Genomic DNA, 23077 nt, shown 5'->3' on the forward strand with positions numbered 1-23077 from the left:
CCGGCATTGGCGGACAATGCGCGTTTTGCGCAGGCGGTGGTTGGCATGGCGACGGAGCGGGAAGAACGGCTGCTGGCACGGGTGGAGGACGCCTTCGGTGTGATCAGCGTGTACGAGGTCGAGGACTACCGCTTCCTCGAGTTCGGCGATGCCGTCGAGCAGAGCTGCACCTTCACCGCCGACCCCAGCTGGCTGGAGTACGACTACACCCGCGCCATGCTGGTGGGCGCGCTGTGCCACCCGTTGCCGGAGAGCGCGTTGTTTCTTGGCCTTGGCGCCGGCACCCTGACCCAGGCGTGCCTGAAGTTCCTGCCGCTGGACGATGTCGAAGCCATCGAGCTGCGCCCCGATGTGCCGCGCCTGGCCATGCAGTACATGGGCCTGGAGGACGACCCGCGGTTGTACGTGCGCATCGGCGATGCCCTGGAGCTGCTGCCCACGGCGGAAAAGGCCGACCTGCTGTTCGTCGACCTGTACACCGACTACGGGCCGGGTGTCGGGCACCTGGCCTGGCGCTTTCTGGAAGACTGCCAGAAACAGCTCAACCCCGGTGGCTGGCTGGTGATCAACCAGTGGGCCGGCGACGATGGCCGGCCGCTGGGGGCGGCGTTGCTACGCGGGTTGTACCACCGGCATTACTGGGAGCTGCCGGTGAAGGAGGGCAACGTGATCCTGCTGGTGCCGGCAGACCTTGAGCAAACGCTGGACATCGACGCGCTGCGGGCCCGGGCCGAGGCGCTGGCGCCGCGCCTGGGGTATTCGCTGGAGTACCTGATCAAGGCGGTCAGGCCGGCTACCTGAAGCTGTTACAGGCGATGCGGTTCCTGTAGGAGCGGCCTTGTGCCGCGAAGGCCGCAACGCGGCCCTGGTTCTGGCCCGCACAACGATTGCTGGGGCTGCTGCGCAGCCCTTTCGCGGCACAAGGCCGCTCCTACAGAAAAACGATTCAGCTCCTGCTGCATTGATGGCTCGATACTGGCCTCTGCCACTGAAATATTTCTCCCGGTATTCAGCTAATTCGTATATAGTACGCGCCGGTCTTTTAGCGGACCCTAAAATCAGGTGGTGCAAATCCTCCGAATCCAGCTTCGGCTGCATGTCCGCTAGGCGGACCCTCTCACACGTTTCTTATTTCAATCGTTTTCGCAAATCCCCGCCGCCAAAGCTGCCTGGGTGACCGTTTGGTCTTTCAAGGCATGTGCAGTTTTGGAGCATGGGTCTTTGCGGATGCACCTAGAGGCAGACCCATGACCCAGGAAACCGGCGGATTCGCCGCTCTCGATCTCAATCCGAATATCGTTGCTGCTGTTCTGGCCACCGGCTACGAAGAGCCATCGGCTATTCAGCATCAGTCGATCCCGATCATCCTCGCCGGTCACGACATGATCGGCCAGGCGCAGACTGGCACCGGCAAGACCGCTGCCTTCGCCCTGCCGATCCTCAACAAGATCGACGTGAGCAAGCGCGAACCGCAAGCCCTGATCCTGGCGCCAACCCGTGAGTTGGCGCTGCAAGTAGCTACCGCTTTCGAAACCTACGCCAAGCAGATGCCGGGCGTTAACGTGGTGGCCGTGTACGGTGGTGCCCCGATGGGCCCACAGCTGCGCGCCATCCGCAACGGCGCACAAATCGTCGTCGCCACCCCGGGCCGCCTGTGCGACCACCTGCGTCGCGACGAGAAAGTCCTGTCCACCGTGCAGTACCTGGTGCTGGACGAAGCAGACGAAATGCTCAAGCTCGGTTTCATGGATGACCTCGAAGTGATCTTCGACGCCATCCCGGCCTCGCGCCAGACCGTGCTGTTCTCCGCTACCCTGCCGTCGTCGATCCGTTCGATCGCCGAGCGTCACCTGCGCGAGCCCAAGCACGTCAAGATCCAGAGCAAGACCCAGACCGTCACCGCGATCGAGCAGGCCCACCTGATGGTCCACGCCGACCAGAAGATCCCGGCCGTGCTGCGCCTGCTGGAAGTCGAAGAGTTCGACGCGCTGATCGCCTTCGTGCGTACCAAGCAAGCCACCCTGGACCTGGCCTCGGCCCTGGAAGCCAAAGGCTACAAGGCTGCTGCGCTGAACGGCGACATCGCCCAGAACCAGCGTGAGCGCGTGATCGACTCGCTCAAGGACGGCCGCCTGGACATCGTCGTCGCCACCGACGTCGCTGCCCGTGGCCTGGACGTACCGCGCATCACCCACGTGTTCAACGTCGACATGCCGTACGACCCGGAGTCCTACGTGCACCGTATCGGCCGTACCGGCCGTGCCGGTCGCGATGGCCGTGCGCTGCTGCTGGTCACCCCGCGTGAGCGCCGCATGCTGCAGGTGATCGAGCGTGTCACCGGGCAGAAAGTTGCCGAAGCCCGCCTGCCTGGCCCACAAGCCGTGCTGGATGCGCGCATCAAGAAGCTGACCAAGAGCCTGGCGCCGCTGGTGGCCGAGTCCGAGGCCAGCCACGGCGAGCTGTTCGACCGCCTGACCGCCGACCTTGGCTGCAGCGCCCGCGCCCTGGCGTCGGCCCTGCTGCGCAAGGCCACCAATGGCCAGGCGCTGGACCTGGCCAGCGTTGAGCGCGAGCAGCCGCTGGTGCCAACCTACACCCCGCGTGAGCGCACCGGTGAGCGTGCCGAACGTGGTGAGCGTAGCGAGCGCAGCAGCGGTGACCGTGAGCGCCGTGCGCCGATGCCGCTGGCCGAAGGCCGCGTGCGTTGCCGTACCGCCCTGGGTGCCCGTGACGGCATCGCTGCCAAGAACCTGCTGGGGGCGATCCTCAACGAAGGTGGCCTGGCCCGTGACGCCATTGGTCGTATTCAGGTGCGCGACAGCTTCAGCCTGATCGAGCTGCCGGAAGATGGCCTTGAGCGTCTGCTGACCAAGCTCAAGGACACCCGCGTGGCCGGCAAGCAGCTGAAGCTGCGTCGCTACCGCGAGGATTGATCCTCAGGCAGTAACGAAAAATCCCGGGCCTTGGCCTGGGATTTTTTTTGCCTGCCATAACCGGCCGGCGCGATCCCTGTAGGAGCCGGCTTTCCGGCGATAGGGCCGGCAGATCCAATGCAAGGGGTTGCAGGCCCGGCCCCATCGCCGGCAAGCCGGCTCCTACAGGGGGGCGTTGCCTGTTCAATCGAACCGGTAGATATCCATCCCCAGCGCCCCCAGGGTAAAGCCCTGGTGCACGATGCCGAAACGCTCGCCAGCGCCCATGGCGAAGTACAGCGGCAACAGGTGCTCATCGCTCGGGTGGTTGCGCACGGCAAACGGCGCCTGTTGCCGGTAGTCCAGCAGCGCTGCCTGGTCATCAGCTTGTAGCTTTTCCACCACCCAGTCACGAAACGCCAGCGCCCAGGGCTCGATCACTTCGGGTCCGGCGTGCCAGTCCAACTCGCCCAGGTTATGGGTGATGCTGCCCGAGCCCACCAGCAGGATGCCTTCCTCGCGCAGGGCGCGCAGCGCCTGGCCGACCTTCACCTGCAGCGCCGGGCCGGCCTGGCTGGGCAGCGACACCTGGATCACCGGGATATCTGCCAGCGGGTACATCAGCGACAGCGGCACCCAGGTGCCATGGTCGAACGGCCGTTGCGCATCCAGCCGGGCACCGAGCAATTGCGCCACCCGCTCAGCCAGCGCCGGCTCGCCCGGTGCCGGGTACTGCACCGCGTACAGTGCCGGCGGGAAGCCGCCGAAGTCGTGCCAGGTTTCTGGCTGCGGGTTGCTCATCACCAGCAGCTCGCGGCTTTCCCAATGCGCCGACACCACCACGATCGCTTTTGGTCGGGGCAGGGCGCGGGCCACTCCGGCCAGGGCAGGGCCGCTGGCGCCCGGCTGCAGGGCGAGCATGGGGGAGCCGTGGGAAATGAACAGGCTGGGCAGCATGGTAAGGGTCCTGACGGGTAAGATGCTGTCATCTTCGGTCAGGCAACGATCGAGATCCAATATAAGTTTTTATGGCTATCTATCGAAAAACCGGGAGGGATCATGGAACCTGCGTTCTGGCACAAGCGGTGGGCGGACAACCAGATCGGCTTTCATCAGGCCCAGGTGAACCCGTACCTGCAACGGCACTGGACGGCACTGGGGGTGGCGCCGGGCGCCAAGGTGCTGGTGCCGTTGTGCGGCAAGAGCCTGGACCTGGCCTGGCTGGCCGGGCAGGGCTATCGGGTCATGGGCGTGGAGTTGTCGCGCCGGGCGGTGGAAGATTTTTTTGCCGAGCATGGGCTGGCGGCGCAGGTTGCGCAGCGTGGCGCGTTCCAGGTGTGGAGCAGTGGCGACGTCGAGTTGTGGTGCGGGGATATCTTCGCCTTGCGTGCCGAAGACCTAGCCGGTTGCACCGGGCTGTACGACCGGGCGGCGTTGATTGCCTTGCCGCCTGAGATGCGCCAGCAGTACCTGGCGCTGCTCGGTGAACTGCTGCCAGCCTGCAAGGGCCTGCTGGTGACGCTGGATTACGACCAGGCGCTGATCGACGGGCCGCCGTTCTCGGTGGCGGATGATGAGGTGCGGGCGGGACTGGCCGGCTGGCAGGTGGAGGTGCTCGAAGCGCCGGAGATTCTCGGCGAAAGCCCCAAGTTCCAGAAGGCCGGGGTGTTGAGCCTGGTGGAGCGGGTGTACCGCATTCGGCGTTAGGACCATCGCGGGACATGTTGATAAAAAAGGGCGACCGAAGTCGCCCTTTTTCATTCACACCTGGCCATCAGCCGCGCTGACGCAGGGCGTCGATGCGGTCTTCCAGTGGCGGGTGGCTCATCAGCAGGCCGGCCAGGCCATGCTTGAGGCCGCCATTGATGCCGAAGGCTTTCAGCGTATCGGGCATGTGCACCGGCAGGCCCTGCTCGGAGCGCAGGCGCTGCAGGGCGCCGATCATTGCGCCAGTGCCGGCCAGCTGGGCGCCAGCTTCGTCGGCGCGGAACTCGCGGCGGCGCGAGTACCACATGACGATGATGCTGGCCAGGATGCCCAGTACCAGCTCGGCGACGATGGTGGCGACGAAGTAGGCGATACCGTGGCCTTCTTCGTTCTTGAAGATCACCCGGTCGACGAAGTTGCCGATGATGCGGGCGAAGAACATCACGAAGGTGTTCACCACGCCCTGCACCAGCGCCATGGTGACCATGTCGCCGTTGGCCACGTGGCCGATTTCGTGGGCCAGCACCGCGCGCACCTCATCGGGCGAGAAGCGCTCCAGCAGGCCTTGGGAAACCGCCACCAGGGCGTCGTTGCGGTTCCAGCCGGTGGCGAAGGCGTTGGCCTCGTAGGCCGGGAAGATACCCACCTCGGGCATTTTGATACCGGCTTCGCGGGACAGCTCCTCGACGGTTTGCAGCAGCCACTGCTCGTGGCGGGTGCGCGGCTGGCTGATGATCTGGGTGCCGGTGCTCATCTTGGCCATCCACTTGGAGATGAACAGCGAGACCAGCGAGCCCGCGAAACCGAACACGGCGCAGAACACCAGCAGCTTGCCGAGGTCGAGGTTGACCCCGTTGGCGGCCATGAACCCGTTGAAGCCGAACAGGCTCAGGGTAATGCTTGCAACCAGCACCACCGCGAGGTTGGTGGCTACAAACAACAGAATGCGCATCATGGTTGTCACGTTCTCCTGACGGAAGGAATTGTTGCGTACTGCGGGGGTATATAAGGGGGAGGGGGCGGCGATTCAACCGGCCGACTATTTCAAACTGTGTACGCGAGGGAGTATGGCAGAGGATGCCGAGAGGGCTGTCAGATAGAGCGTTGCAGATTGTAAGAATGAATAACCCCTGTAGGCGCCGGCTTGCCGGCGATCAGGCCAGCAGCGCCAACAAAGCGCAGGCCTGGCCCTGTCGCCGGCAAGCCGGCTCCTACAGGGAATGCGTTACTGCGAGTAAGTGCGCAGGAAGTTGCCGATGCGGCCGATAGCCTGCTCCAGGTCATCCACCCGCGGCAGGGTGACCACCCGGAAGTGGTCCGGCCACGGCCAGTTGAAGGCGGTGCCCTGGACGATCAGCAGTTTTTCCGACAGCAGCAGGTCGAGGGCGAACTTCTCGTCGTTGAAGATCGGGCATACCTTCGGGTCGATACGCGGGAAGGCGTACAGCGCACCCATCGGCTTGACGCAGCTCACCCCGGGGATGTCGTTGAGCAGCTCGTAGGTGCGGTTACGCTGCTCCAGCAGGCGGCCGGGCGGCAGCACCAGGTCGTTGATGCTCTGGTAGCCGCCCAAGGCGGTCTGGATGGCATGCTGGGCCGGCACGTTGGCGCACAGGCGCATGTTGGCCAGCATGTCGATGCCTTCGATGTAGCTCAGGGCGTGTTGTTTCGGGCCTGAAATGATCAGCCAGCCGGAACGGAAGCCCGCTACGCGGTACGACTTGGACAGGCCGTTGAAGGTCAGGCACAGCAAGTCCGGGGCCAGCGACGCGGTGCTGATGTGCACGGCCTCGTCGTAGAGGATCTTGTCGTAGATTTCGTCGGAGAACACCACCAGGTTGTGCTGGCGCGCCAGCTCCAGCATGCCCAGCAGCAGTTCTTTTGAGTACACCGCACCGGTGGGGTTGTTCGGGTTGATGATCACCAGGGCCTTGGTGTTCGGGGTGATCTTGGCCTTGATGTCTTCAAGGTCAGGGAACCAGTCGGCCTGCTCGTCGCACAGGTAGTGCACCGGCTTGCCGCCGGCCAGGCTCACTGCGGCGGTCCACAGCGGGTAGTCGGGGGCCGGGATCAGCACCTCGTCGCCGTTGTTGAGCAGCGCCTGCATGGACATGACGATCAGCTCGGACACGCCGTTACCCAGGTAGATATCCTCGATGCTGACGCCTTCGATCTGCTTTTGCTGGCAGTACTGCATCACTGCCTTGCGCGCACTGAACAGGCCCTTGGAGTCGCTGTAGCCCTGGGCGGTGGGCAGGTTGCGGATGACGTCCTGGAGGATTTCGTCCGGCGCCTCGAAGCCAAACGGTGCCGGGTTGCCGATGTTCAGCTTGAGGATGCGGTGGCCTTCCTCTTCCAGGCGTTTGGCGTGCTTGAGCACTGGGCCGCGAATGTCGTAGCAGACATTGGCGAGCTTGTTCGATTTGCTGAACTGCATGATGAGATCCCGGTTGAGAATACGCGCGCGTCGCCGTCGAAAGGTTTGAAAGGGCGGGACGCGGGTGCCAGACTTGGCGCCTGGCACACGAAGCCAACTAATATACGTGCCACCCGCGCCAGGGAAAAGCCGGTGCGAGGTGAAATTCAAGCCTGCCGAGGTTCCCATGCAAAAGATCGACAAAACCCTGGACGAATGGCGTGCCATGCTCGACCCGGCCCAGTACCAGGTGTGCCGCCTGAAGGGCACCGAACGCCCGTTCAGCGGCAAGTACAACAGCGAGCGCCGCGAGGGCATCTACCACTGCATCTGCTGCGACCTGGCGCTGTTCGATTCGCAGGCCAAGTTCGATTCCGGCTGCGGCTGGCCGAGCTTCTACCAGCCGATCGAGCAAAGCGCGATGATCGAGATTCGCGACACCTCCCACGGCATGATCCGCACCGAGGTCACCTGTGCCCAGTGCGACGCCCACCTGGGCCACGTGTTCCCCGACGGCCCGCCACCCACCGGGCTGCGCTACTGCATCAACTCGGTGTGCCTTGATTTCAAGCCCCGCGACTGACCTGGAGCCCGCCCCATGGCCGATGCGCTGCTGAACACCCCCTGCGTCACCCTCGATGGCACGCAGAAAACCCTCGGCGACTTCGCCGGCAAGGCGCTGCTGGTGGTCAATACCGCCAGCCAGTGCGGCTTCACCCCGCAGTACAAGGGCCTGGAGCGGCTGTGGCAGGACTACCAGGGCCAGGGCCTGGTGGTGCTGGGCTTCCCCTGCAACCAGTTCGGCAAGCAGGAGCCGGGCGATGCCGGGGAGATCGCGCAGTTCTGCGAGCTCAACTTCGGGGTGAGTTTTCCGCTGTTTCGCAAGGTCGAGGTCAACGGCCCCGGCGCCCACCCGCTGTTCGTCGAGCTCAAGCGCCGCGCCCCGGGCCTGCTGGGTTGGCAGAAGATCAAGTGGAACTTCACCAAGTTTTTGCTCGACCCGGCCACCGGCAAGGTGACGCGCTACGCCCCCACCACCAAGCCCGAAGCGCTGCAAGCCGACATCGAGCGCCTGCTCAGCCGCTGATCGGCACCCAGTGGTCGATCAGCGCCACCAGCTCTTCACGCCGGAACGGCTTGGCCAGGTAGTCGTTCATGCCCGCGGCGCGGCAGCGCTCGCGCTCCTCGGGCATGGCGTTGGCGGTCAGGGCGACGATAGGTAATTGCGGCCAGCGCCCGCTCTGGCGGATGCGCCGGCTGGCCTCGTAGCCGTCCATCACCGGCATGTTGCAGTCCATCAGCACCAGGTCGAAGGTGGCCTGCTCCAGGCATTCCAGGGCCTCGGCGCCTTGCGCCGCCACCTGCACCTGGCAGCCGAGCTTGCCGAGCATGCCCTTGGCCACCAGCTGGTTCACCGGGTTGTCTTCCACCAGCAAGATGCGCGCACGGCGCTCCTGCCCCGGCGGGAGCTCGTGGGGTAGCGGGGCGTTGGGTTCGCCGTGCAGGGTGCGCCGCAGGGTGTGGTACAGGGCATTGCGTGCCAGCGGCCGGGCCAGTTGCTGCAGGGGCGCCAGTTGCGTGGCCTGCTCGCCGGGCAAAAAGCTGCCGTAGGCGGTCACCAGCACGATGGGTGCCTGCACCTGCGGGCGCAGGTCCAGCACCCGGCCCAGGTCGTCGGTAATCAGCACATCTACTGCCTGGCCGGCCAGTTCCCGGGCATCGTCAAAGCGTGCGTAGTCCAGGCCCCAGCGCGGCAGCAGTGCCTGCAGCAGCTCGGCCAGGCCGCTGCCGGCATTGCCCAGGGCCACCACGCGCCCGGCCAGCATTTCGGGCGGCACCGCTGGGGTGTGGGCCGGCAGCGGCAGCTCGGCACTGAAGCGGCTGCCAAAGCCGGTTTCGGACTGTATGTGCAAATGGCCCTGCATGGCCTTGCACAGGTTGCGGGTCAGGGCCAGGCCCAGGCCGGTGCCGCCGTACTGGCGGGTGATGCCGGCGCCGGCCTGGGTGAACGGCTGGAAGATTCGCGCCTGGGCCTCCTCGGGGATGCCGATGCCGGTGTCGCTGACCTCCAGGCGTACGCCGCCGACGATGGTGGCCAGGCGCACATCGACGCGGCCGAAGCGGGTGAATTTCAACGCATTGGACAACAGGTTGCTGACGATCTGGCGCACCCGCGTGGGGTCGCCGAGCACCGTGCTGGGGAAGTCCGCGGCAATCAGGCAGGTCAGCTCGACGCTGGGCGCGGCGTTCTGCGACAGCAGGTTGGCGGTGTCCTCGACCATCGCCCCGAGGTCGAAGGGGATGCGTTCGAGTTCAAGCTGGCCGGCGTCGAACTTGGACAAGTCGAGAATATCGTTGAGCAGCTCCACCAGCACCTTGCCCGAGTCGTGGGCGATCGACAGCTGCTGGCGCTGCTCCGGCGCCAGGCCGCTGTCCAGGGCCAGGGCGATCATGCCCAGCATGCCGTTGAGCGGGGTGCGGATTTCGTGGCTCATGTTGGCCAGAAAGGCGGCGCGGGCGTGGGCCATGTCCAGGGCGCGCTGGCGGGCGTCGTCCAGCTCCTGGTTGGACTGGCTCAGGCGGCTGTTGCTGGCCTTGAGTTCGTCGGTGCGCGCCGAGACGATGTCTTCCAGCTCGTTGAGGTACTGCGTCAGGCGGTTTTCGGCGTTGCGCCGTTGCTGGATCTCTGTCGCCATGCTGACGAACTGCTGGTTGGCGACTTTTACCAGTACGCCGATCTCGTCGTGCTTGTGGCCCTTGGGGCAGTCCACCCGGGTTTGCCGGGGCGTGCGCGTATCGCCGCTGCCGCTCAGGGCGGCGATCACCGTCACCAGCGGCTTGGTCAGCATCAGGTAGAACAGCGCCAACAGGATGCCGGTGAGCACCAGGCTGCGGGCAAAACCGTTGAGCAGAGTGACCCCGGCACGGTCGAGAAAGCGCCCGCCGAAGGCGTAGGTGTCGACGTCCAGGTACAGGGTGCCGAGAAATTCGCCGGGCAGGTGGGCCAGGTACAGCCGGTCCTGAAACTGGCGCTGCTCGCCGAACAAAAAGTCCGACAACGGCCGGTAACGGCTTTCCAGGCGCGGGCGCTCGACGTCGGCCAGCACCGTGTCGTTGTTGTCGATCAGCCGTGCGCGGATCAAAGCCGGTGATTTGAGCAGGCCGCCGGTGAGCTCCTGGGCAAGCTCGGTGTCGATGTTGTAGGCAATGCGCGAGGCAGTGTCGTGGCTGATTTTCAGCAGCGCCTGAATTTCACGGTTGATGGACGCGTCTTCGCTGGCATAATCGATGCCGATCTGGATGAGACTGAGCAATGTTCCCAGGATGAAGCCGACCAGGACTGTCAACCGGGCTTGCTTGTATGACAGGCGATTGGTGAACTTGATATCCATGGGTCCCAAGCCGGTTTGATTGCTCCGTGCGCGCTGCGCAAGCATAGCCGATCAGCCCCTGGCCGCTGGCGGGTCTGTCTGTTCTTTCGGTTGATCGCTCGCTTGGCCCATCGCCGGCAAGCCGGCTCCTGCAGGAAAACCCAAGCCCTGTAGGAGCCGGCTTGCCGGCGATGGGCTGCAAAGCAGCCCCAAAACTACTGAATTCTCCTGGAGCCCCCATGGACGCCCGCCTTGCCGCTTTTCTCGACCGCGCCGAATCCGTTCTTGCGCGCCTCGAACCCTTGCTGCCCGCCCCACGCCCAGACATCGACTGGTCGCACACCCTGGCCGCGCGCTGGCAGCGCGATGGCCGCAGTGGCTATCTGCTGCCGCTGGAAGTGAGCCTGGACATTCGCCTGTCCGACCTGATCGGTGTCGACAAGCAGCGCGAGCAGCTGGGCCGCAACACCCACCAGTTCATCAGCGGCATGCCCGCCAACCACGCCTTGCTGTGGGGTTCGCGCGGCACCGGCAAGTCGTCGCTGGTGCGTGCGCTGTTGGCCGAGCACGCAGGCGAGGGCCTGCGCCTGATCGAGATCGAGCGCGACCACCTGGCCGACCTGCCGCGGGTGGTGGAGCAGCTGCAAAAGCTGCCACAGCGCTTCATCCTGTTCTGCGACGACCTGTCGTTCGAGGCCGGGGAGGGCGACTACCGGGTGCTCAAGAGCGTGCTCGACGGCTCGCTTGAGCAGGCGCCAGACAACGTGCTGCTGTACGCCACCTCCAACCGCCGCCACCTGGTGCCGGAGAAACAAAGCGACAACGAAAACTGGAAGATGGTCGACGGCGAGCTGCACCCCAACGAGGCGGTGGAGGACAAGATCGCCCTGTCCGACCGCTTTGGCCTGTGGCTGTCGTTCTACCCGTTCAGCCAGGAGCACTTCCTCGATGTGGTCGAGCACTGGGTCGGCCAGCTGGCGCGCCCGGCCGGGCTGCGCTGGGCGCGTACCGAAGAACTCGAAATCCTCGCCGTGCGCTGGGCCACTGGCCGCGGCAACCGTAATGGCCGTTGTGCCTATCAGTTCGCCCGCTACTGGGTCGGGCTGCAATTGCTGGAGCAGAAATAAATGATCGACCTCAACGCCAGTGGCAAAGGCCTCGATGGCTACGACCTGCTGGCTGCGCAAGTGCAGGCGCTGTTTGCCGACGAGCGCGACTTCATCGCCAATGCCGCGCAGTTTTCGGCGTTTCTCTATCACCAGGTGGACGACCTGAACTGGGCCGGTTTTTACCTGAATCGCAACGAAGAGCTGGTGCTCGGCCCGTTCCAGGGCCAGGTGGCCTGTGTGCGCATCCCGTTCAGCAAGGGCGTGTGCGGCGCGGCGGCGGCCACCCGGCAGACCCAGCGGGTCGAGGACGTACATGCCTTCCCCGGGCACATTGCCTGTGACAGTGCGTCCAACAGCGAGCTGGTGATTCCGTTGGTCAAAGATGGCCGGCTGATCGGTGTGCTCGACCTGGACAGCCCGAAGCTTGCGCGCTTCAGTGAAGCGGACCAGGTGGGGCTGGAGCGCCTGGCGGCGATCTTTTTGCAATTGAGCGATTGCTGAAATGAACAAGGGGCCATTGAATGGCCCCTTGTATTAGCGTGGTCCTTGTCGGAGCCGGCTTGCCGGCGATGAGGCCGGGCCTGCAACCGATGCTGTAGCTGCTGGCCCCATCGCCGGCAAGCCGGCTCCTACAGGGGGCCTCGGATCAATCGTAGATGACGCGCTTTTTCCAGGTTTCGTCGTCGTCGGTCTTCAACCCTTCGGTCAGCGCGTTCTGCTCGTTCTCGGCAGGCTCCATCTGGTCCAGCACCTGGGCATTGGAGCGGGCCAGCAGTTTTTCCATGTAGGTGAGCTGCTCTTCGTACTGTTTGGGTTCGGGCTGCTTGCGCAGGTACTGCACGCCGCGTTCGAAGGCCAGGCGCGCCTGGCCGGGCTGGTTCTGCTGCAGGGCCTGCTGGCCGAGGTTGTTGAAGAACTCGATGTGCAGCAGCACCAGGATATGGCGGATTTCCTTGACCCAGTACTTGCCTTCGTTGGTGGCCAGGAAGCTCTCCTGGGTGGCGCGTACGATCTGGTTGTGCAAAAGCTCCAGCAAGAAGCGCACATCCTTGGCCTTGACCTCGGTGACGATGGGCGAGGGCGGGTTGCTCACCGGGATCTTGTCGCCCTGGGCGATCAAGCCCTCGAGCTCGGCGATGCGCGCCTTCAGTTCGCTGCTGTGCTTGTCCAGCGCCAGCTGGCGCTGGTTGAGGTTGAGCTCAAGGCGGGTCAGCAGCAGCTTGAGCGCCGGGGTCATGAACTGGCCGGGGAAGGTTTCGCTGATTTCGCCGCAGCGGCGCAGGCGGTCGGCCAGCTCGACCTTGAGGCGTGCCCGCTCGAGCTTGCCGTTTTCGACCACGTTGTTGAGGTAGCCGATCACGATCAGCAGTGCGATACCCGCAACGATAAGCAGGGTGATCAGAAGTGGTGTCACCGTTAACGCCTCATCATGAAGAAGTGTTGCAACTGTATATAGAGAGTGTAGTGAGTTCGCCGGGGCCCGAACAGTGCAGCCCGGCAGATGCCCGCACAGCCAAACCGGCCGCTGTGGGAGCGGGCTTGCCCGCGAAGAGGCCGGCACAGGCGCTACACACATTGCTATCGGCCAAGGCCCGGATTTCTCCAGCTATGGCGCATTGCCATGAGCTTGCCGGCCTGCCGCCAGAAAAGCAACGTCAAACCCCGGGCGCCCCTTGTGCAGAGCGCCAATACACCCCGAAGTCATTGATTTAAATAAATTTTGATAAAGGGCTTGACGCTATGGCGAGGCATCCCTAGAATGCGCGCCACTTGCAGCGTAAAGCACACAGCCAAACGCCGCAGGGAGTGAAAGCAAGCATGCAAATGCGAGCAGCGTGTCCCCTTCGTCTAGTGGCCTAGGACACCGCCCTTTCACGGCGGTAACAGGGGTTCGAGTCCCCTAGGGGACGCCATATTGCGGGAATAGCTCAGTTGGTAGAGCACGACCTTGCCAAGGTCGGGGTCGCGAGTTCGAGTCTCGTTTCCCGCTCCAGTTTCTCCGGCACTGCTTCGGCAGGGCAGGAAAAGAAAGCCCAGGCTGAATCGTGAGGTTCATGTGCTGGCGGCGCTGCAAAGCGCAGGCTTAGTCCCCTTCGTCTAGTGGCCTAGGACACCGCCCTTTCACGGCGGTAACAGGGGTTCGAGTCCCCTAGGGGACGCCATATATTGCGGGAATAGCTCAGTTGGTAGAGCACGACCTTGCCAAGGTCGGGGTCGCGAGTTCGAGTCTCGTTTCCCGCTCCAGTTCAAAACGCAGCGCTTCTGGCGATGCGTCGGTGGTGAAAGCCCTCAAGGCGGTTCACACCCAAGCAGTAAAGCTTCACTTTGCGGGAATAGCTCAGTTGGTAGAGCACGACCTTGCCAAGGTCGGGGTCGCGAGTTCGAGTCTCGTTTCCCGCTCCAAATAAACAAACAAAGAGACGAAAGTCTCTTTTTTTGTGCTTGTCGTTTCGAAAATTCTCCTGAAAGCCCCGTGCGCCGCTGGCGCCCGGGGCTTTTGTGCATTCAGCGATAGCTGATGGTGAAATCCAGCGCGCCTTCGGCCAGCCCAGGGGTGATCCTAGGGTCCATCTGGTAGTAGCGCGCCTTGAAGTCCAGGCGGGTGATGCCGATCACCAACGGGGTAACCGGCTCGTCCTGCTGCAGCGGCATCGGGCTGTTGTCGCTGCGCAGCAGTTGAATGGCGATACCGCTGGCGCTGGAGTTGCTGCTCAGGCCGAATACGCCGATGCCGGGCAGCAAGGGCACCGAGCCGCGCGCGCCTTCCAGGCGTATGAAGGCGCGGGCGATGCTGCCGGCCGGGTTGTCCTCGCAGTCGCTCAGGGTGATGTGGAAGTCGGTGGCCTGCGTGGTGCTGCCGACACCGCTGAAGTCGGCCAGATCGTGGCTGCCCAGTTGCACCGGGTCGGCGCTGACGGCATCGGCCTTCAGCGTGCATTGCGCCTGGTGCACCCCGCCACTGACATGGATGTCCAGGGCGCTGCCCAGGTTGCTGATCTGGCTGTGGGCAATCTGTTTGCCGAAGCTTTGCGGCCCCGGAGGAATCGTCCCGGTCTTGATCAGCGTGTAACTGGCGAACAGCGTCCTGATTTCGATGGGGGTGGCGCCGGCATCGCGGCTGTGCTCGCCCTGATAGGGAATGCCCACGTCATCCACCGGTGTGAAGGCGTTGCTGGCGCCGCCGGTGAAGGGGAAGCCCAGGCGGACATACAGGCCAACGCCGGGAATGCCGGTTTCGATGACCTTGCCATTGACGTCCCAGCCGTTGACCGGTGGCAGTGGGTTGGGGTGCAGGGGCGCGCTAGCGGACGCCTGGAAGCTGAGGGTGGCGCTGCCGTCGTTGTCGCAACGGATGCCGCGCCCTTGCAGTTCGGTGGCCGGCAGGGTGCGAATGGTACCGATCATGCTGCCGACCGGGGCGTCGCGGGCGACCCAGGTTTCCCCGAGATCGATGTTGTAGCGCAGCGGGCCGGGGGTGGTATCCCAGGTGCATTCGGGGATGGCATGGGCAGTGCCGGCCAGGGTCAGCAGGCTGATGGCTGTGTACAGGCGTTTGAGGGTGGGCATGGACAAGTCCGCATAGCGAGGCGCCATGGCTGGCGCGCTCGGGTTCAGGTGGTGGGGCAGGCGAGTGTCTGCAGGTGGTAGCCCTGGCGCTGCTGCATCTGCCCGGGGTCGATCGGCAGCACGCAGTGCTGCTGGCCCTGTTTGCCCCAGCGCAGGCTCAGGGTCTGGGGTTCGGGGCCGGTGGCAATCAGCGCCTGGCCGCCCTGGCCGACGATGGCCAGGGTGTTGCCCTGGGCATCGCTGACCTGGGTGCCGAACGGCAGCGGCTGGCCATCGCCGTGCTGCAGGGTGAGGATCAGGCGGGTGACCTGGCGGGCGGCGAAGGTGGCCTTGACGATGGCCCCGCGGCGCGGCACCACGGCCTGGGTGCCGTTATCCAGCTCGATTTCCGGCCCCAACTGCTCGGTGCGCAGGTTGAGCTGATTGACCCGGTACGGGCGCAGGTGCGGCGCCACGGCGTAGCCTTTGGCGTTGGTGCGCGCGCCTGGGGCGTTCTCCAGGCCGATGCCGGCGACCGCCGGCACCTCTACCAGGGCGCTGGTTTCGCCGAGGTAGGGGGCCAGGGTGATGCCGCCGGCATGGGCCAGCACGGCGCCGCTGGCATTGACCGAAAGGTTGTGCCGGTCACGGCTTTGGCTGATGCCTGCGCCGTAGTTGGCATGTGCGGCCTGGTAGCTGGCCGACAGCTCAACATTGCTGCGCTGCTGTTCGTCGCGGCTGATCGCAGCGCGATAGCCCAGGCGGTTGTCCAGGTCGCTGCCGCTGAGGCTGGCGCGCTCGTTGTGGCGCCCGCCCTGGCGCTGCAGGTCGAAGGTGGCGCTGGAGCTGTTGCCCAGCCCCAGCGGGATCGACACGCTCAGGCCGACCATGCGCTCGTGGGCGGTGTCGCGCCCGAGCGACTGCGAGGCGAACAGGTTGTAGCCGATGTTGCGGTGCTGGGTATTGAACTGGAACTGGTACTGGCGACGCTGGCGGGCGTTGTTCCAATAGTCGTCCTGGGTCAGGGTCAGGCTCAGCGAGCTGCGCAGGCCCAGCTGCTGGTGCACCGAGGCCTCCAGGCGGCTGCGGCGGTTGCCGGCGTAGTGCCGGTCGGCGTTGCGCTGGGCCACGGCTTCGTCGAAATCGCGGTAGCCCTCGGTGGAGTAGCGGTAGCCGGCGAAGCGCAGGTTGGTGCGGGTGTCGAAGGCCTTGCCGTAGCGGGCGGCGTAGCTCTGCCCGCTGACGCTGCCCAGGGCCTGGCCCAGGTCGCTGCTGGCCTGGGTGGCGTCCAGCGACACGGCGCCGTACTGGCCGAAGTCGCGGCCCACGCCCAGCAGCCCGGCGCGATAGTCGTCACTGCCCTGGACCCCGCCATACAGGGTGGTGCCCCAGTCGATGCCGCGGGCCAGGGTGGCTTGCCACAGCTTGGGGTCATCCACGCCGCCGGCCGGGTTGTAGCGCCCCAGCGCCGCCGTGTAGCGCCACACCCCCTGGCGCAGCAGGCTGCCCAGGCTCGAATAGGGCTGGATGAAGCGCCGTACCTGGCCATCGGCCTCGGTCAGCACCACCTCCAGCTCACCACTGCCGCCGCCCACGCCCAGGTCGTCGATTTCGTAGGGGCCGGCGGCAACGAAGGTGCTGTAGATCGGGTAGCCGTTGTGCAGCACCTCGAGCTTGGCACGGCTCTGGGCCACGCCGCGGATCACCGGGGCGTAGCTTTGCAGCACATCGGGCAGCATGCCCAGGTCCGAGGCCAGCTGCACGCCCTTGAACGGCAGGCTGCGAAACACCTCGCCGTTGCTGAAGGTCTCGCCCAGGGTCAGGGTGCCCCAGGTGCCGGGCAGGTCGGTCTGGGCGTAGGTGTTGCTGCGCGCCCAGTGGCGCTGGCCGTGCGGGTCCTGGCGCAGGCTCTGGTTGCTGCGCAGGCGCCAGCCACCGAGGTTGAGGCCGCTGTTCAGGTACAGGTCCTGCTGGTTGTGGCTGGGTCCGCCGCGGCGGCTGCTGTGCTGGGCGGAGGCCTGGTAGCTGATGAAGCCGGCATTGATGCCGCTGTCCCAGCGTTCGGGGGCGACGCTGCCGGCCACGTCGCGGCGCAGCGCCGCCTGGGGGATGGCGATGTCCAGTTGCAGGCGGGCGCTGTCGAACACCACCTCGGCGCCGGGCAGGCGGGCAGCCAGGTCCAGGCAGCGGGCGTCGGGCTCGGCAGGGGTTTGCAGGCGCTCCAGGCGCAGCCCCAGCTCGGCCAGCAGGGCCGGGCTCAGGCACGGCGCAAGGCCCTGCCCGGGGCCTTGTGCGTGGAAGTCCAGGTGGTGTTCGCCACTGTGGGCCAGGTTCACCCGCACCTGCACCGGGTAGCGCCCGGCGGCCAGTGGCAGGTGCGCGGCGAGCGCCTGCAAGGCAAGCTCGGCATCGCCCGGCGCCTGGCCAGGGGCCTGGCGCATGAAGCCGGCATGGAACTTCAGTTCAGGCTCGTCGGCCTGGGCAGGCTGACCGACGGGCAGCAGGCAGCTGCCGCCCAAGGCCAGCAGCGGGGCAAAACGAAGGCGTGACGGCGGGAGCCGACGCCGGTTGGCGTGACGCATGGGAGGGTCTCGGATAGGTAGGGTGGCCTGGCGGGTGTCGCAGGGTGGTGTGCCGGCCACTGATTTGTTGGCTTGTGCCCAGGCCCTGGCGGGCCGGTATGGAGGGGAGGTTAGAGAGGTGCGAGGGGAGGGTATGTAGGCGTGATCTGACGAATTCGCTGACTAAGTCAGCGGAGTGAGCCGCCTCCTGTCTGGGGGCGGCTCACTCGGCAACGATCAACGCAGCATGGTTGATGACATAATAGCGGTTTCAGCGGGGTCCTTGGTTTTCACGAATACCGAGCCACCGGAAGGCGTACTCAACCAGCCTCCTGCTTCTGCTGTAGGGGCGTTTGCCGGTGCAGGCGGAGCCATGACCTGCGCAACGGCAAGATCAGAGATACGGCTATCAGCTTGCTCTGCGCTCGTTATCACTTGGGCGGCTGGTCCGGGCTCGCCTGGTGCTCCGTCGCGGCCCCGGTTCCCACGTGGCCCCCTCTCTCCCTGAGGCCCTCGCGGACCAGGGTCACCTTTGTCTCCTTTCGGCCCCGGCACAGCCGCACGTTGTTCCAATGCGGTGATCCTAGCGTCGGTCGCTTTTGCAACTCCTGTCGCCGCCGTATCTGCAGCCGCTTTCGTCGCCGCCGCCGTAAACGCTGCCTTCGCGGAAAACATCTGCGATGCCGCAAACCCCGTCATGATGGTGCCCAGGAAGCTGAGCGCCCCGCCTACCGCCCAGAGCGTATTGGCTTTTTCCGGATCGTCTTCCAGCACCGATACGATCTGGGTCGCGGTACCGGCTACCTGCAGCAACGAGCCGGCCACACCAACTGCCACCCACACCTTGGTGGCGACCGACAGCGCGGCAAATGAGCCCGCGGCGCCAACGGCCCCGACCGCGCCGACCCCGAACGTGCCGATGGACAGCACCGCCGCCGCGATCGAGATCCCCAGCGTGATCCACATACCGGTCTTGCTGGGCTTCCTGGTTTTTTTATTCCCGGTTTCCGGCGGCGTTTGCGACGTTGACAGGTGCCCGCTCGGGTCTCGCCAGTTCACCGGATCGCCCAGGCAATACAAGTAGGGGTTGATGCCGGCGGTTTCCTGGGGCATCGCGTCCGGGCTGTGGAAGCGCATCAACTCGGGGTTGTAGGCACGGTAGCCACGGCCCAGCAGGTACCAGCCCAGCGCCCGCTCGCGGGCCTCGCCGTTGAACGCCAGCAGGCCCTTGAGTTCGGCGGCCTGGCCGGACTGGTCGCGGCCACCGTAGGCGCTGTAGCGGGCCTCGGTCAGGCTGTCGCGGCTGCTTTCGGCCAGCACGCTGTTGCTCATGTTGGTCAGCAGCAGGCGGGTGGCGTCGGCATCGCCTTGCTGCTGCAGGCCCAGTGGCCGTTCACCGTCGTAGAAGTACTGGGTGAGCTGCTTATCTTCCACGGTGCTGTGCAGGCGTTCGTTCTGGTAGCGGCGCAGCACCTCGTTTGCGCTGCCCTGGCGTACCCCCACCAGGTGGTCATGGCCATCGTAGCGGTAGCTGAACAGCGGCTGGCCGCCGGCATCGAGCACCTGCTGCAGGCGGCCATGGGCATCGTAGACCAGGCGGTTGCCGGCTTCGTCGTTGAGCATGTTGCCATCGTCGTCATAGCTGAAATCGACGGTTTTCGGCTGGTAGTCGTCGTGACTGTGCTGCACCTTGATCAGGCGCAGGCCGTCGCAGGTGTAGGTGGCGGTGTCGCGGGTACCGTCGGCGAACCAGGTTTTGCATTCGACCAGGTTGTCCAGGTCATCGAAGGTGAAGGCCTGTTCCTCGATGGCGCGCCCCTTGGCATTGCTCGGCAGGGCGTCGGGTTCACCTTCGCACAGGTAGCTTTCGAGGCGGTTGCGCAGGTCGTAGGTGAAGGTTTCCTCTAGCTGCAGCTGGCCGTTGCGGGCCAGGCTGCGCCGGTGCAGCAGGTTGTCGTCGCGCCACACCTGGGTGATGGTCTGCTCGGCGCTTTCGGCCTGGCCATCCTGGCGGGTCAGGCGGCGAGTGATTTCGCGGCCCAGGCTGTCGTACAGCTGCTCGCAGACGATGGCGTGCTGGCTGTCGAGGTCGCGGGTCACGGTGCGCCACAGCCTGCCGTTGTCGTCGTAGGTGAAGTCGGCGCGCAGCTTGTCCTGGACGGTCCAGCTCAGGCGGCCCTGTTCGTCGTAGCCATGGCGGGTCTGCTGCTGGTCGCTGTCGTCGCGCGACAGCGGCCGGCCTTGCAGCGAGGTGGCATGCTCACATACGTAGCGGTCGCCGCTGGCGGTGTCTTCCCAGGTTTCGTTGCGCAGGTAGCCCTGGTCGGTGTACTGGTAGCGGCGGGTTCCGGTTTCACTTTGTGCAAGGGTGATCGCGGCGCTCTTGCTGTCGTACTGGTAGGTGCTTTGCGGTTGGCCCTTGACGGTGATCGTCGTGGGCTGGGCAGAAAGACCGGTGTCGTAGGTGTACTCGAACTCGCGCTTGCCGGCGGTGCTGCGCTTGTTCATCAGCACCTGTTCGCCCAGGTACTCGTAGGTTTCCTCGCGCGGGCCGGCGAGCCGTGTCATGCGCTCCAGGCCATCGAACGCTCGTGTGCAGACCTGCGTGCCCTGCTGCGCCGCAGGCTTGTGCACGAACAGGCCCTCGACCAGCTCGTTGCGGCTGTGGGGGGCGAAGGTGCGACGCAGCAGCGATTTGTCGGGGCGCTCGGTCTGCAGCATGCGGCCGTAGCTGTCGTAGGTGTAGCGCAGGGTGCGCAGCACTTCTTGTGCAGGCTCGGGGCTCAGCGCCTTGCCCTGTTCCAGCGTGGCCTCGTGCTGGCGCTGCTGGCCGTACTTGCGCGCAGGCACAAAGGCACGTCGCTCCTCGCGCCGGCACTGGCCCAGGCCGTCGTGGTAGTAATCCTGGCGGTCGGCCCGCTTGCCGTCGCTGTCGAAGCGCTCCAGCCGCACGGTATTGTCGTTGATATCGCTCAGGGTCACGCTGTGCTGCTGGCGCAGGGTCGGCTGCCGGGCCGAGGTCAGCCAACTGGCGTTGAGGTCGCCGAACTCACCGAATGGCGAGTAGGCGTTGTGCTGGCAGGTGCCATCTGGCAGCCAGGTCTTGCTGGTTTCTTCCCAGGCGCCTTGCTCGTAACGGGTGGTCAGCGCCAGTTGGCCTTTGGCAAACTGGCTGGCGTGGTCGAAGGTGGTTTCCTCGGCCAGGCGCCCCAGTGCGTCGTAGCGGGCGCGGTACACCTGCTGCTCTGGGTGGCCTTCGGTCTTGCGCCATTGCTCGATCAGACGGTTGGCGCCGTCGTAGCAGGCGCGGGTCACTACGCCCTTGGCGTTGGTGGTGGTGACGGTTGCCGGTTGCCCGGCAGTGTTGGCCAGTTGGTAGGCGAAGGTGTGTACGGCGGCGTTCGGCGTGCCCTCGGCCAGGGTCTGCTTGGTCACCCGTTGCAGGGCGTCGTATTCGAAGGCCGTGAAGTTGCCGTGTACGTCTTGCTGGCGCAACACATCGCCTGTCAGGCTCGAATGCAGGTTGACCAGGTTTTTTTGCAGGCCCTTGCAGGTGACGGTGGTCTTGACCTGCAGCGGGGCGCTGCGCTGCTTGCGGGTGGCGTTCGGGTAGTGCCACTGGGTATGGCGGTTCTCGCTGGCCAGCAGGCCTCCTATTTGCGGGTTGTACAGGGTTTGTTGCTCGTGGTCCTGGCGGCCGTGCAAGGCGGGCGTTTGCGGACGGCTCAGGAAACCGTGCTCGGTCAGTTGCAGGGGGGTCGCGGCCTGGCCTGGGGCTTGCTGCTCCAGTAGCTCGCTGTCGATCACCAGGTATTGCCCGGTCACCTTGGCCGGGCGGGTCTCGTCTTCGAGCATCCCGAACAGCCGGTAACGGTAAACTGTGGACAATACGGCGGCCCCCGCCTCGACGTCGCGCAATGAGGGAACGGTCTGGGGCATGTCCGCAGGCGGCGTGCACGGTGCAGCCTGAGCGGGGTAGACCGTACGCCGCTTGACGTTGCGCATGAAGCCCTGGGGGTCGGCCGGGCAGCCGGTGTGCTTGGCGTCGTTGTTGGCCTCGCCTTCACTGGGGTAGAGCTCGCTGACCGTGTAGACACCGTTGGGCTGGATCTCCAGCACCTGGTTGCCATGCTCGTCATAGTCGGTATAGGTCACCTGCTGGCGCAGCTTGTTGCTGTCGCCTTTCAGGCGCCAGCGCTCGATGGCGTATTTGGCCATCTGGTACTTGGCCGGTTGCTGGGTGAACCCCAGTTTCGGGTCTTCGTGGTAGACGGTCTCGCTTTCCTGGATGTGCCAGTCCTCGACCGGCTCCGCTGCCTGTGCGCCCTCCACCTGGGCCACCGGGCCGAGCTGTTCGGTACGCTGCAGCATCAGCAGGTGATAGCGGTTGAACAGGCTGAACACCTTGCGCACCACCTTGCCATCCAGTGCCTGGCTCTGGGTGCTGTGGTAGAAGTAGTTGGCGCTGTTCGGCACCTTGTAGAGGGTGTCTTCACCCGGGGTCCAGGGCATGCCGCTGTTGGCACCCATGAAGTTCTCGGGCGAGTAGTCATACTCGGTGATCATTTTCGGCTGATTGAAGCCGGGGTCGATCCCATGGCTCTTGACCCGGGGCAGCGCGGCCTGGGGGGCACCGTCGGGCAGCCGGTGGCCGTCGGGGTCGTAGGCGAGGGTCTCGACGCTGCCGCTTGGCGTGCTGACGCGGCTCAGGCAGGTCGTGTGCTGGGTCGAAGGGTCGCTCAGGTACTCGAATTGCCAGTTGCCCAGGCCTTCGGGTAGCTCCACCTCGCGCACCTGGCGGCCGGCGAGCTTGACGGTGTAGGTGCTGAGCGCGTTGCCGTCGGCACCGTCATCGGGGTGCAGGTGCACCTTGTACTGGTTCAGGTTCGGGTATTCCACCCACAGCAGACGCTTGCCGGTGGCATCCTCGATACTGTCCAGGCAGTACTGGTTGAAATGCTCAGGCCGGGTGTAGCTCAGTTCGACCCAGTGCCCGGATTGCGCATACACACGGTGCGGCAGGGCCACCCGCAAGCCGTTGCTGACATACACGCGCAGGTGCTCGATCAGGCCCGAGCGGTGTACCACACGGTAGTTGTTTTCATCGTCCTTGTAGAATTCGAAGCTCACCAGCTTTTGCTCTTTGATCCTGGCGGGCTTGGCGGTGTCGCTGGTCACGTGAAAGGTCTCGCCGGTGATCAGCGACAGCGTGCTGGTGTCCAGGGCGTACTGCGAGAGGTTCAGGCTCCAGCCGATGCCGAAGCCACTGTCGTCGGGGTTGAGCGGGCTGAAACCCAGGCGCAGGGGCAGGGTCGGGCCGATCAGGTCGTTGCCGGTGATTTTCGGCAGTTCGATGCCCAGGGTGTACTGGCCGGTGCGCGGGTCGACCTGGCCTTGCATGAAGCCCAGGAAGTTGAACGCATTGGAATGGGTGGTCGCAGAGGTGATCATGATG

The 23077-nt window shown here is 65.2% G+C and carries 15 protein-coding genes and 5 tRNA genes; 12 read left to right on the forward strand and 8 right to left on the reverse strand.

The window, feature by feature from the left end:
* Nucleotides 1–45 precede the first annotated feature (45 nt).
* Nucleotides 46–801 (forward strand): spermidine synthase, encoded by a 756-nt coding sequence (locus tag KSS94_RS07510; protein WP_217842388.1) that lies wholly within the window; start codon nucleotides 46–48, stop codon nucleotides 799–801.
* A gap of 446 nt (nucleotides 802–1247) precedes the next feature.
* Nucleotides 1248–2933 (forward strand): DEAD/DEAH box helicase, encoded by a 1686-nt coding sequence (locus KSS94_RS07515; RefSeq protein ID WP_217842389.1) that lies wholly within the window; start codon nucleotides 1248–1250, stop codon nucleotides 2931–2933.
* Between the two features lie 183 nt (nucleotides 2934–3116).
* Here the strand turns inward: KSS94_RS07515 and KSS94_RS07520 are convergent, their stop codons facing one another.
* Nucleotides 3117–3869 (reverse strand): DODA-type extradiol aromatic ring-opening family dioxygenase, encoded by a 753-nt coding sequence (locus KSS94_RS07520; protein WP_217842390.1) that lies wholly within the window; start codon nucleotides 3867–3869, stop codon nucleotides 3117–3119.
* 102 nt (nucleotides 3870–3971) lie between these two features.
* On the opposite strand from KSS94_RS07520, the gene KSS94_RS07525 reads away from it, so the two are divergent.
* A complete protein-coding gene (locus tag KSS94_RS07525; RefSeq protein WP_217842391.1) occupies nucleotides 3972–4619 on the forward strand; it encodes a thiopurine S-methyltransferase in 648 nt (215 codons plus the stop codon).
* Nucleotides 4620–4686: 67 nt separating this feature from the next.
* On the opposite strand, the gene htpX is transcribed toward KSS94_RS07525, so the two are convergent.
* A complete protein-coding gene (gene htpX / locus KSS94_RS07530) occupies nucleotides 4687–5574 on the reverse strand; it encodes a protease HtpX (RefSeq protein ID WP_217842392.1) in 888 nt (295 codons plus the stop codon).
* A gap of 270 nt (nucleotides 5575–5844) precedes the next feature.
* Nucleotides 5845–7056, reverse strand: coding sequence for a pyridoxal phosphate-dependent aminotransferase (locus tag KSS94_RS07535; RefSeq protein ID WP_217842393.1), 1212 nt, complete (start codon nucleotides 7054–7056; stop codon nucleotides 5845–5847).
* Between the two features lie 166 nt (nucleotides 7057–7222).
* On the opposite strand from KSS94_RS07535, the gene msrB reads away from it, so the two are divergent.
* Together msrB and KSS94_RS07545 are read left to right on the forward strand one after the other, a co-directional pair.
* Nucleotides 7223–7618: a peptide-methionine (R)-S-oxide reductase MsrB gene (gene msrB / locus KSS94_RS07540; RefSeq protein ID WP_217842394.1), complete on the forward strand. Its 396-nt coding sequence runs from the start codon at nucleotides 7223–7225 to the stop codon at nucleotides 7616–7618.
* A 15-nt stretch (nucleotides 7619–7633) separates the two neighbouring features.
* Nucleotides 7634–8122 (forward strand): glutathione peroxidase, encoded by a 489-nt coding sequence (locus tag KSS94_RS07545; protein WP_217842395.1) that lies wholly within the window; start codon nucleotides 7634–7636, stop codon nucleotides 8120–8122.
* On the opposite strand, the gene KSS94_RS07550 is transcribed toward KSS94_RS07545, so the two are convergent.
* Entirely contained in the window at nucleotides 8112–10472 is a 2361-nt protein-coding gene (locus KSS94_RS07550) for a response regulator (protein ID WP_217842396.1), read from the reverse strand. The two genes, KSS94_RS07545 and KSS94_RS07550, sit on opposite strands and share 11 nt — an antisense overlap.
* 173 nt (nucleotides 10473–10645) lie before the next feature.
* Between KSS94_RS07550 and KSS94_RS07555 the strand changes: the two genes are divergently transcribed.
* Complete coding sequence (locus KSS94_RS07555; protein WP_217842397.1) at nucleotides 10646–11533, forward strand: ATP-binding protein; 888 nt, start codon at nucleotides 10646–10648, stop codon at nucleotides 11531–11533.
* Complete coding sequence (locus tag KSS94_RS07560) at nucleotides 11534–12016, forward strand: GAF domain-containing protein (RefSeq protein WP_217842398.1); 483 nt, start codon at nucleotides 11534–11536, stop codon at nucleotides 12014–12016.
* 145 nt (nucleotides 12017–12161) lie between these two features.
* Here KSS94_RS07560 and KSS94_RS07565 read toward each other — a convergent pair whose 3' ends face one another.
* The gene (locus tag KSS94_RS07565; RefSeq protein ID WP_217842399.1) at nucleotides 12162–12929 is read right to left on the reverse strand and encodes a hypothetical protein; all 768 of its coding nucleotides are present in this window, start codon (nucleotides 12927–12929) and stop codon (nucleotides 12162–12164) included.
* 423 nt (nucleotides 12930–13352) lie between these two features.
* Here KSS94_RS07565 and KSS94_RS07570 point away from each other — a divergent pair.
* From KSS94_RS07570 to KSS94_RS07590, 5 genes are all read left to right on the forward strand, one after another.
* A tRNA-Glu gene (locus KSS94_RS07570) sits at nucleotides 13353–13428 on the forward strand.
* A 4-nt stretch (nucleotides 13429–13432) separates the two neighbouring features.
* Nucleotides 13433–13508, forward strand: a tRNA-Gly gene (locus tag KSS94_RS07575).
* Nucleotides 13509–13601: 93 nt separating this feature from the next.
* Nucleotides 13602–13677, forward strand: a tRNA-Glu gene (locus tag KSS94_RS07580).
* A gap of 6 nt (nucleotides 13678–13683) precedes the next feature.
* Nucleotides 13684–13759 (forward strand) — tRNA-Gly (locus tag KSS94_RS07585).
* 83 nt (nucleotides 13760–13842) lie between these two features.
* Nucleotides 13843–13918: transfer RNA gene (locus tag KSS94_RS07590), tRNA-Gly, on the forward strand.
* Nucleotides 13919–14020: 102 nt separating this feature from the next.
* Here the strand turns inward: KSS94_RS07590 and KSS94_RS07595 are convergent.
* The 3 genes from KSS94_RS07595 to KSS94_RS07605 all read right to left on the reverse strand — a co-directional run bounded on the left by KSS94_RS07595 (nucleotide 14021) and on the right by KSS94_RS07605 (nucleotide 23073).
* Entirely contained in the window at nucleotides 14021–15082 is a 1062-nt protein-coding gene (locus KSS94_RS07595; RefSeq protein WP_217842400.1) for a fimbrial protein, read from the reverse strand.
* Between the two features lie 44 nt (nucleotides 15083–15126).
* Nucleotides 15127–17643, reverse strand: a complete 2517-nt coding sequence (locus KSS94_RS07600) for a fimbria/pilus outer membrane usher protein (protein ID WP_217842401.1) — start codon at nucleotides 17641–17643, stop codon at nucleotides 15127–15129.
* A 216-nt stretch (nucleotides 17644–17859) separates the two neighbouring features.
* On the reverse strand, nucleotides 17860–23073 hold the full coding sequence (locus KSS94_RS07605; RefSeq protein ID WP_217842402.1) for an RHS repeat-associated core domain-containing protein: 5214 nt from the start codon (nucleotides 23071–23073) through the stop codon (nucleotides 17860–17862).
* Nucleotides 23074–23077 lie beyond the last annotated feature (4 nt).

It is taken from the genome of Pseudomonas fakonensis, from assembly GCF_019139895.1.
Taxonomy (GTDB): domain Bacteria; phylum Pseudomonadota; class Gammaproteobacteria; order Pseudomonadales; family Pseudomonadaceae; genus Aquipseudomonas; species Aquipseudomonas fakonensis.

What these genes read in the sequence shown, in the direction of transcription:
- KSS94_RS07550 (WP_217842396.1), bottom strand. Translation starts at nt 10,472, where the DNA reads ATGCTTGCGCAGCGCGCACGGAGCAATCAAACCGGCTTGGGACCCATG.
- KSS94_RS07510 (WP_217842388.1), top strand. Translation starts at nt 46, where the DNA reads ATGGCGACGGAGCGGGAAGAACGGCTGCTGGCACGGGTGGAGGACGCC.
- KSS94_RS07595 (WP_217842400.1), bottom strand. Translation starts at nt 15,082, where the DNA reads ATGCCCACCCTCAAACGCCTGTACACAGCCATCAGCCTGCTGACCCTG.
- KSS94_RS07525 (WP_217842391.1), top strand. Translation starts at nt 3,972, where the DNA reads ATGGAACCTGCGTTCTGGCACAAGCGGTGGGCGGACAACCAGATCGGC.
- msrB (WP_217842394.1), top strand. Translation starts at nt 7,223, where the DNA reads ATGCAAAAGATCGACAAAACCCTGGACGAATGGCGTGCCATGCTCGAC.
- KSS94_RS07605 (WP_217842402.1), bottom strand. Translation starts at nt 23,073, where the DNA reads ATGATCACCTCTGCGACCACCCATTCCAATGCGTTCAACTTCCTGGGC.
- htpX (WP_217842392.1), bottom strand. Translation starts at nt 5,574, where the DNA reads ATGATGCGCATTCTGTTGTTTGTAGCCACCAACCTCGCGGTGGTGCTG.
- KSS94_RS07600 (WP_217842401.1), bottom strand. Translation starts at nt 17,643, where the DNA reads ATGCGTCACGCCAACCGGCGTCGGCTCCCGCCGTCACGCCTTCGTTTT.
- KSS94_RS07555 (WP_217842397.1), top strand. Translation starts at nt 10,646, where the DNA reads ATGGACGCCCGCCTTGCCGCTTTTCTCGACCGCGCCGAATCCGTTCTT.
- KSS94_RS07560 (WP_217842398.1), top strand. Translation starts at nt 11,534, where the DNA reads ATGATCGACCTCAACGCCAGTGGCAAAGGCCTCGATGGCTACGACCTG.
- KSS94_RS07520 (WP_217842390.1), bottom strand. Translation starts at nt 3,869, where the DNA reads ATGCTGCCCAGCCTGTTCATTTCCCACGGCTCCCCCATGCTCGCCCTG.
- KSS94_RS07515 (WP_217842389.1), top strand. Translation starts at nt 1,248, where the DNA reads ATGACCCAGGAAACCGGCGGATTCGCCGCTCTCGATCTCAATCCGAAT.
- KSS94_RS07535 (WP_217842393.1), bottom strand. Translation starts at nt 7,056, where the DNA reads ATGCAGTTCAGCAAATCGAACAAGCTCGCCAATGTCTGCTACGACATT.
- KSS94_RS07545 (WP_217842395.1), top strand. Translation starts at nt 7,634, where the DNA reads ATGGCCGATGCGCTGCTGAACACCCCCTGCGTCACCCTCGATGGCACG.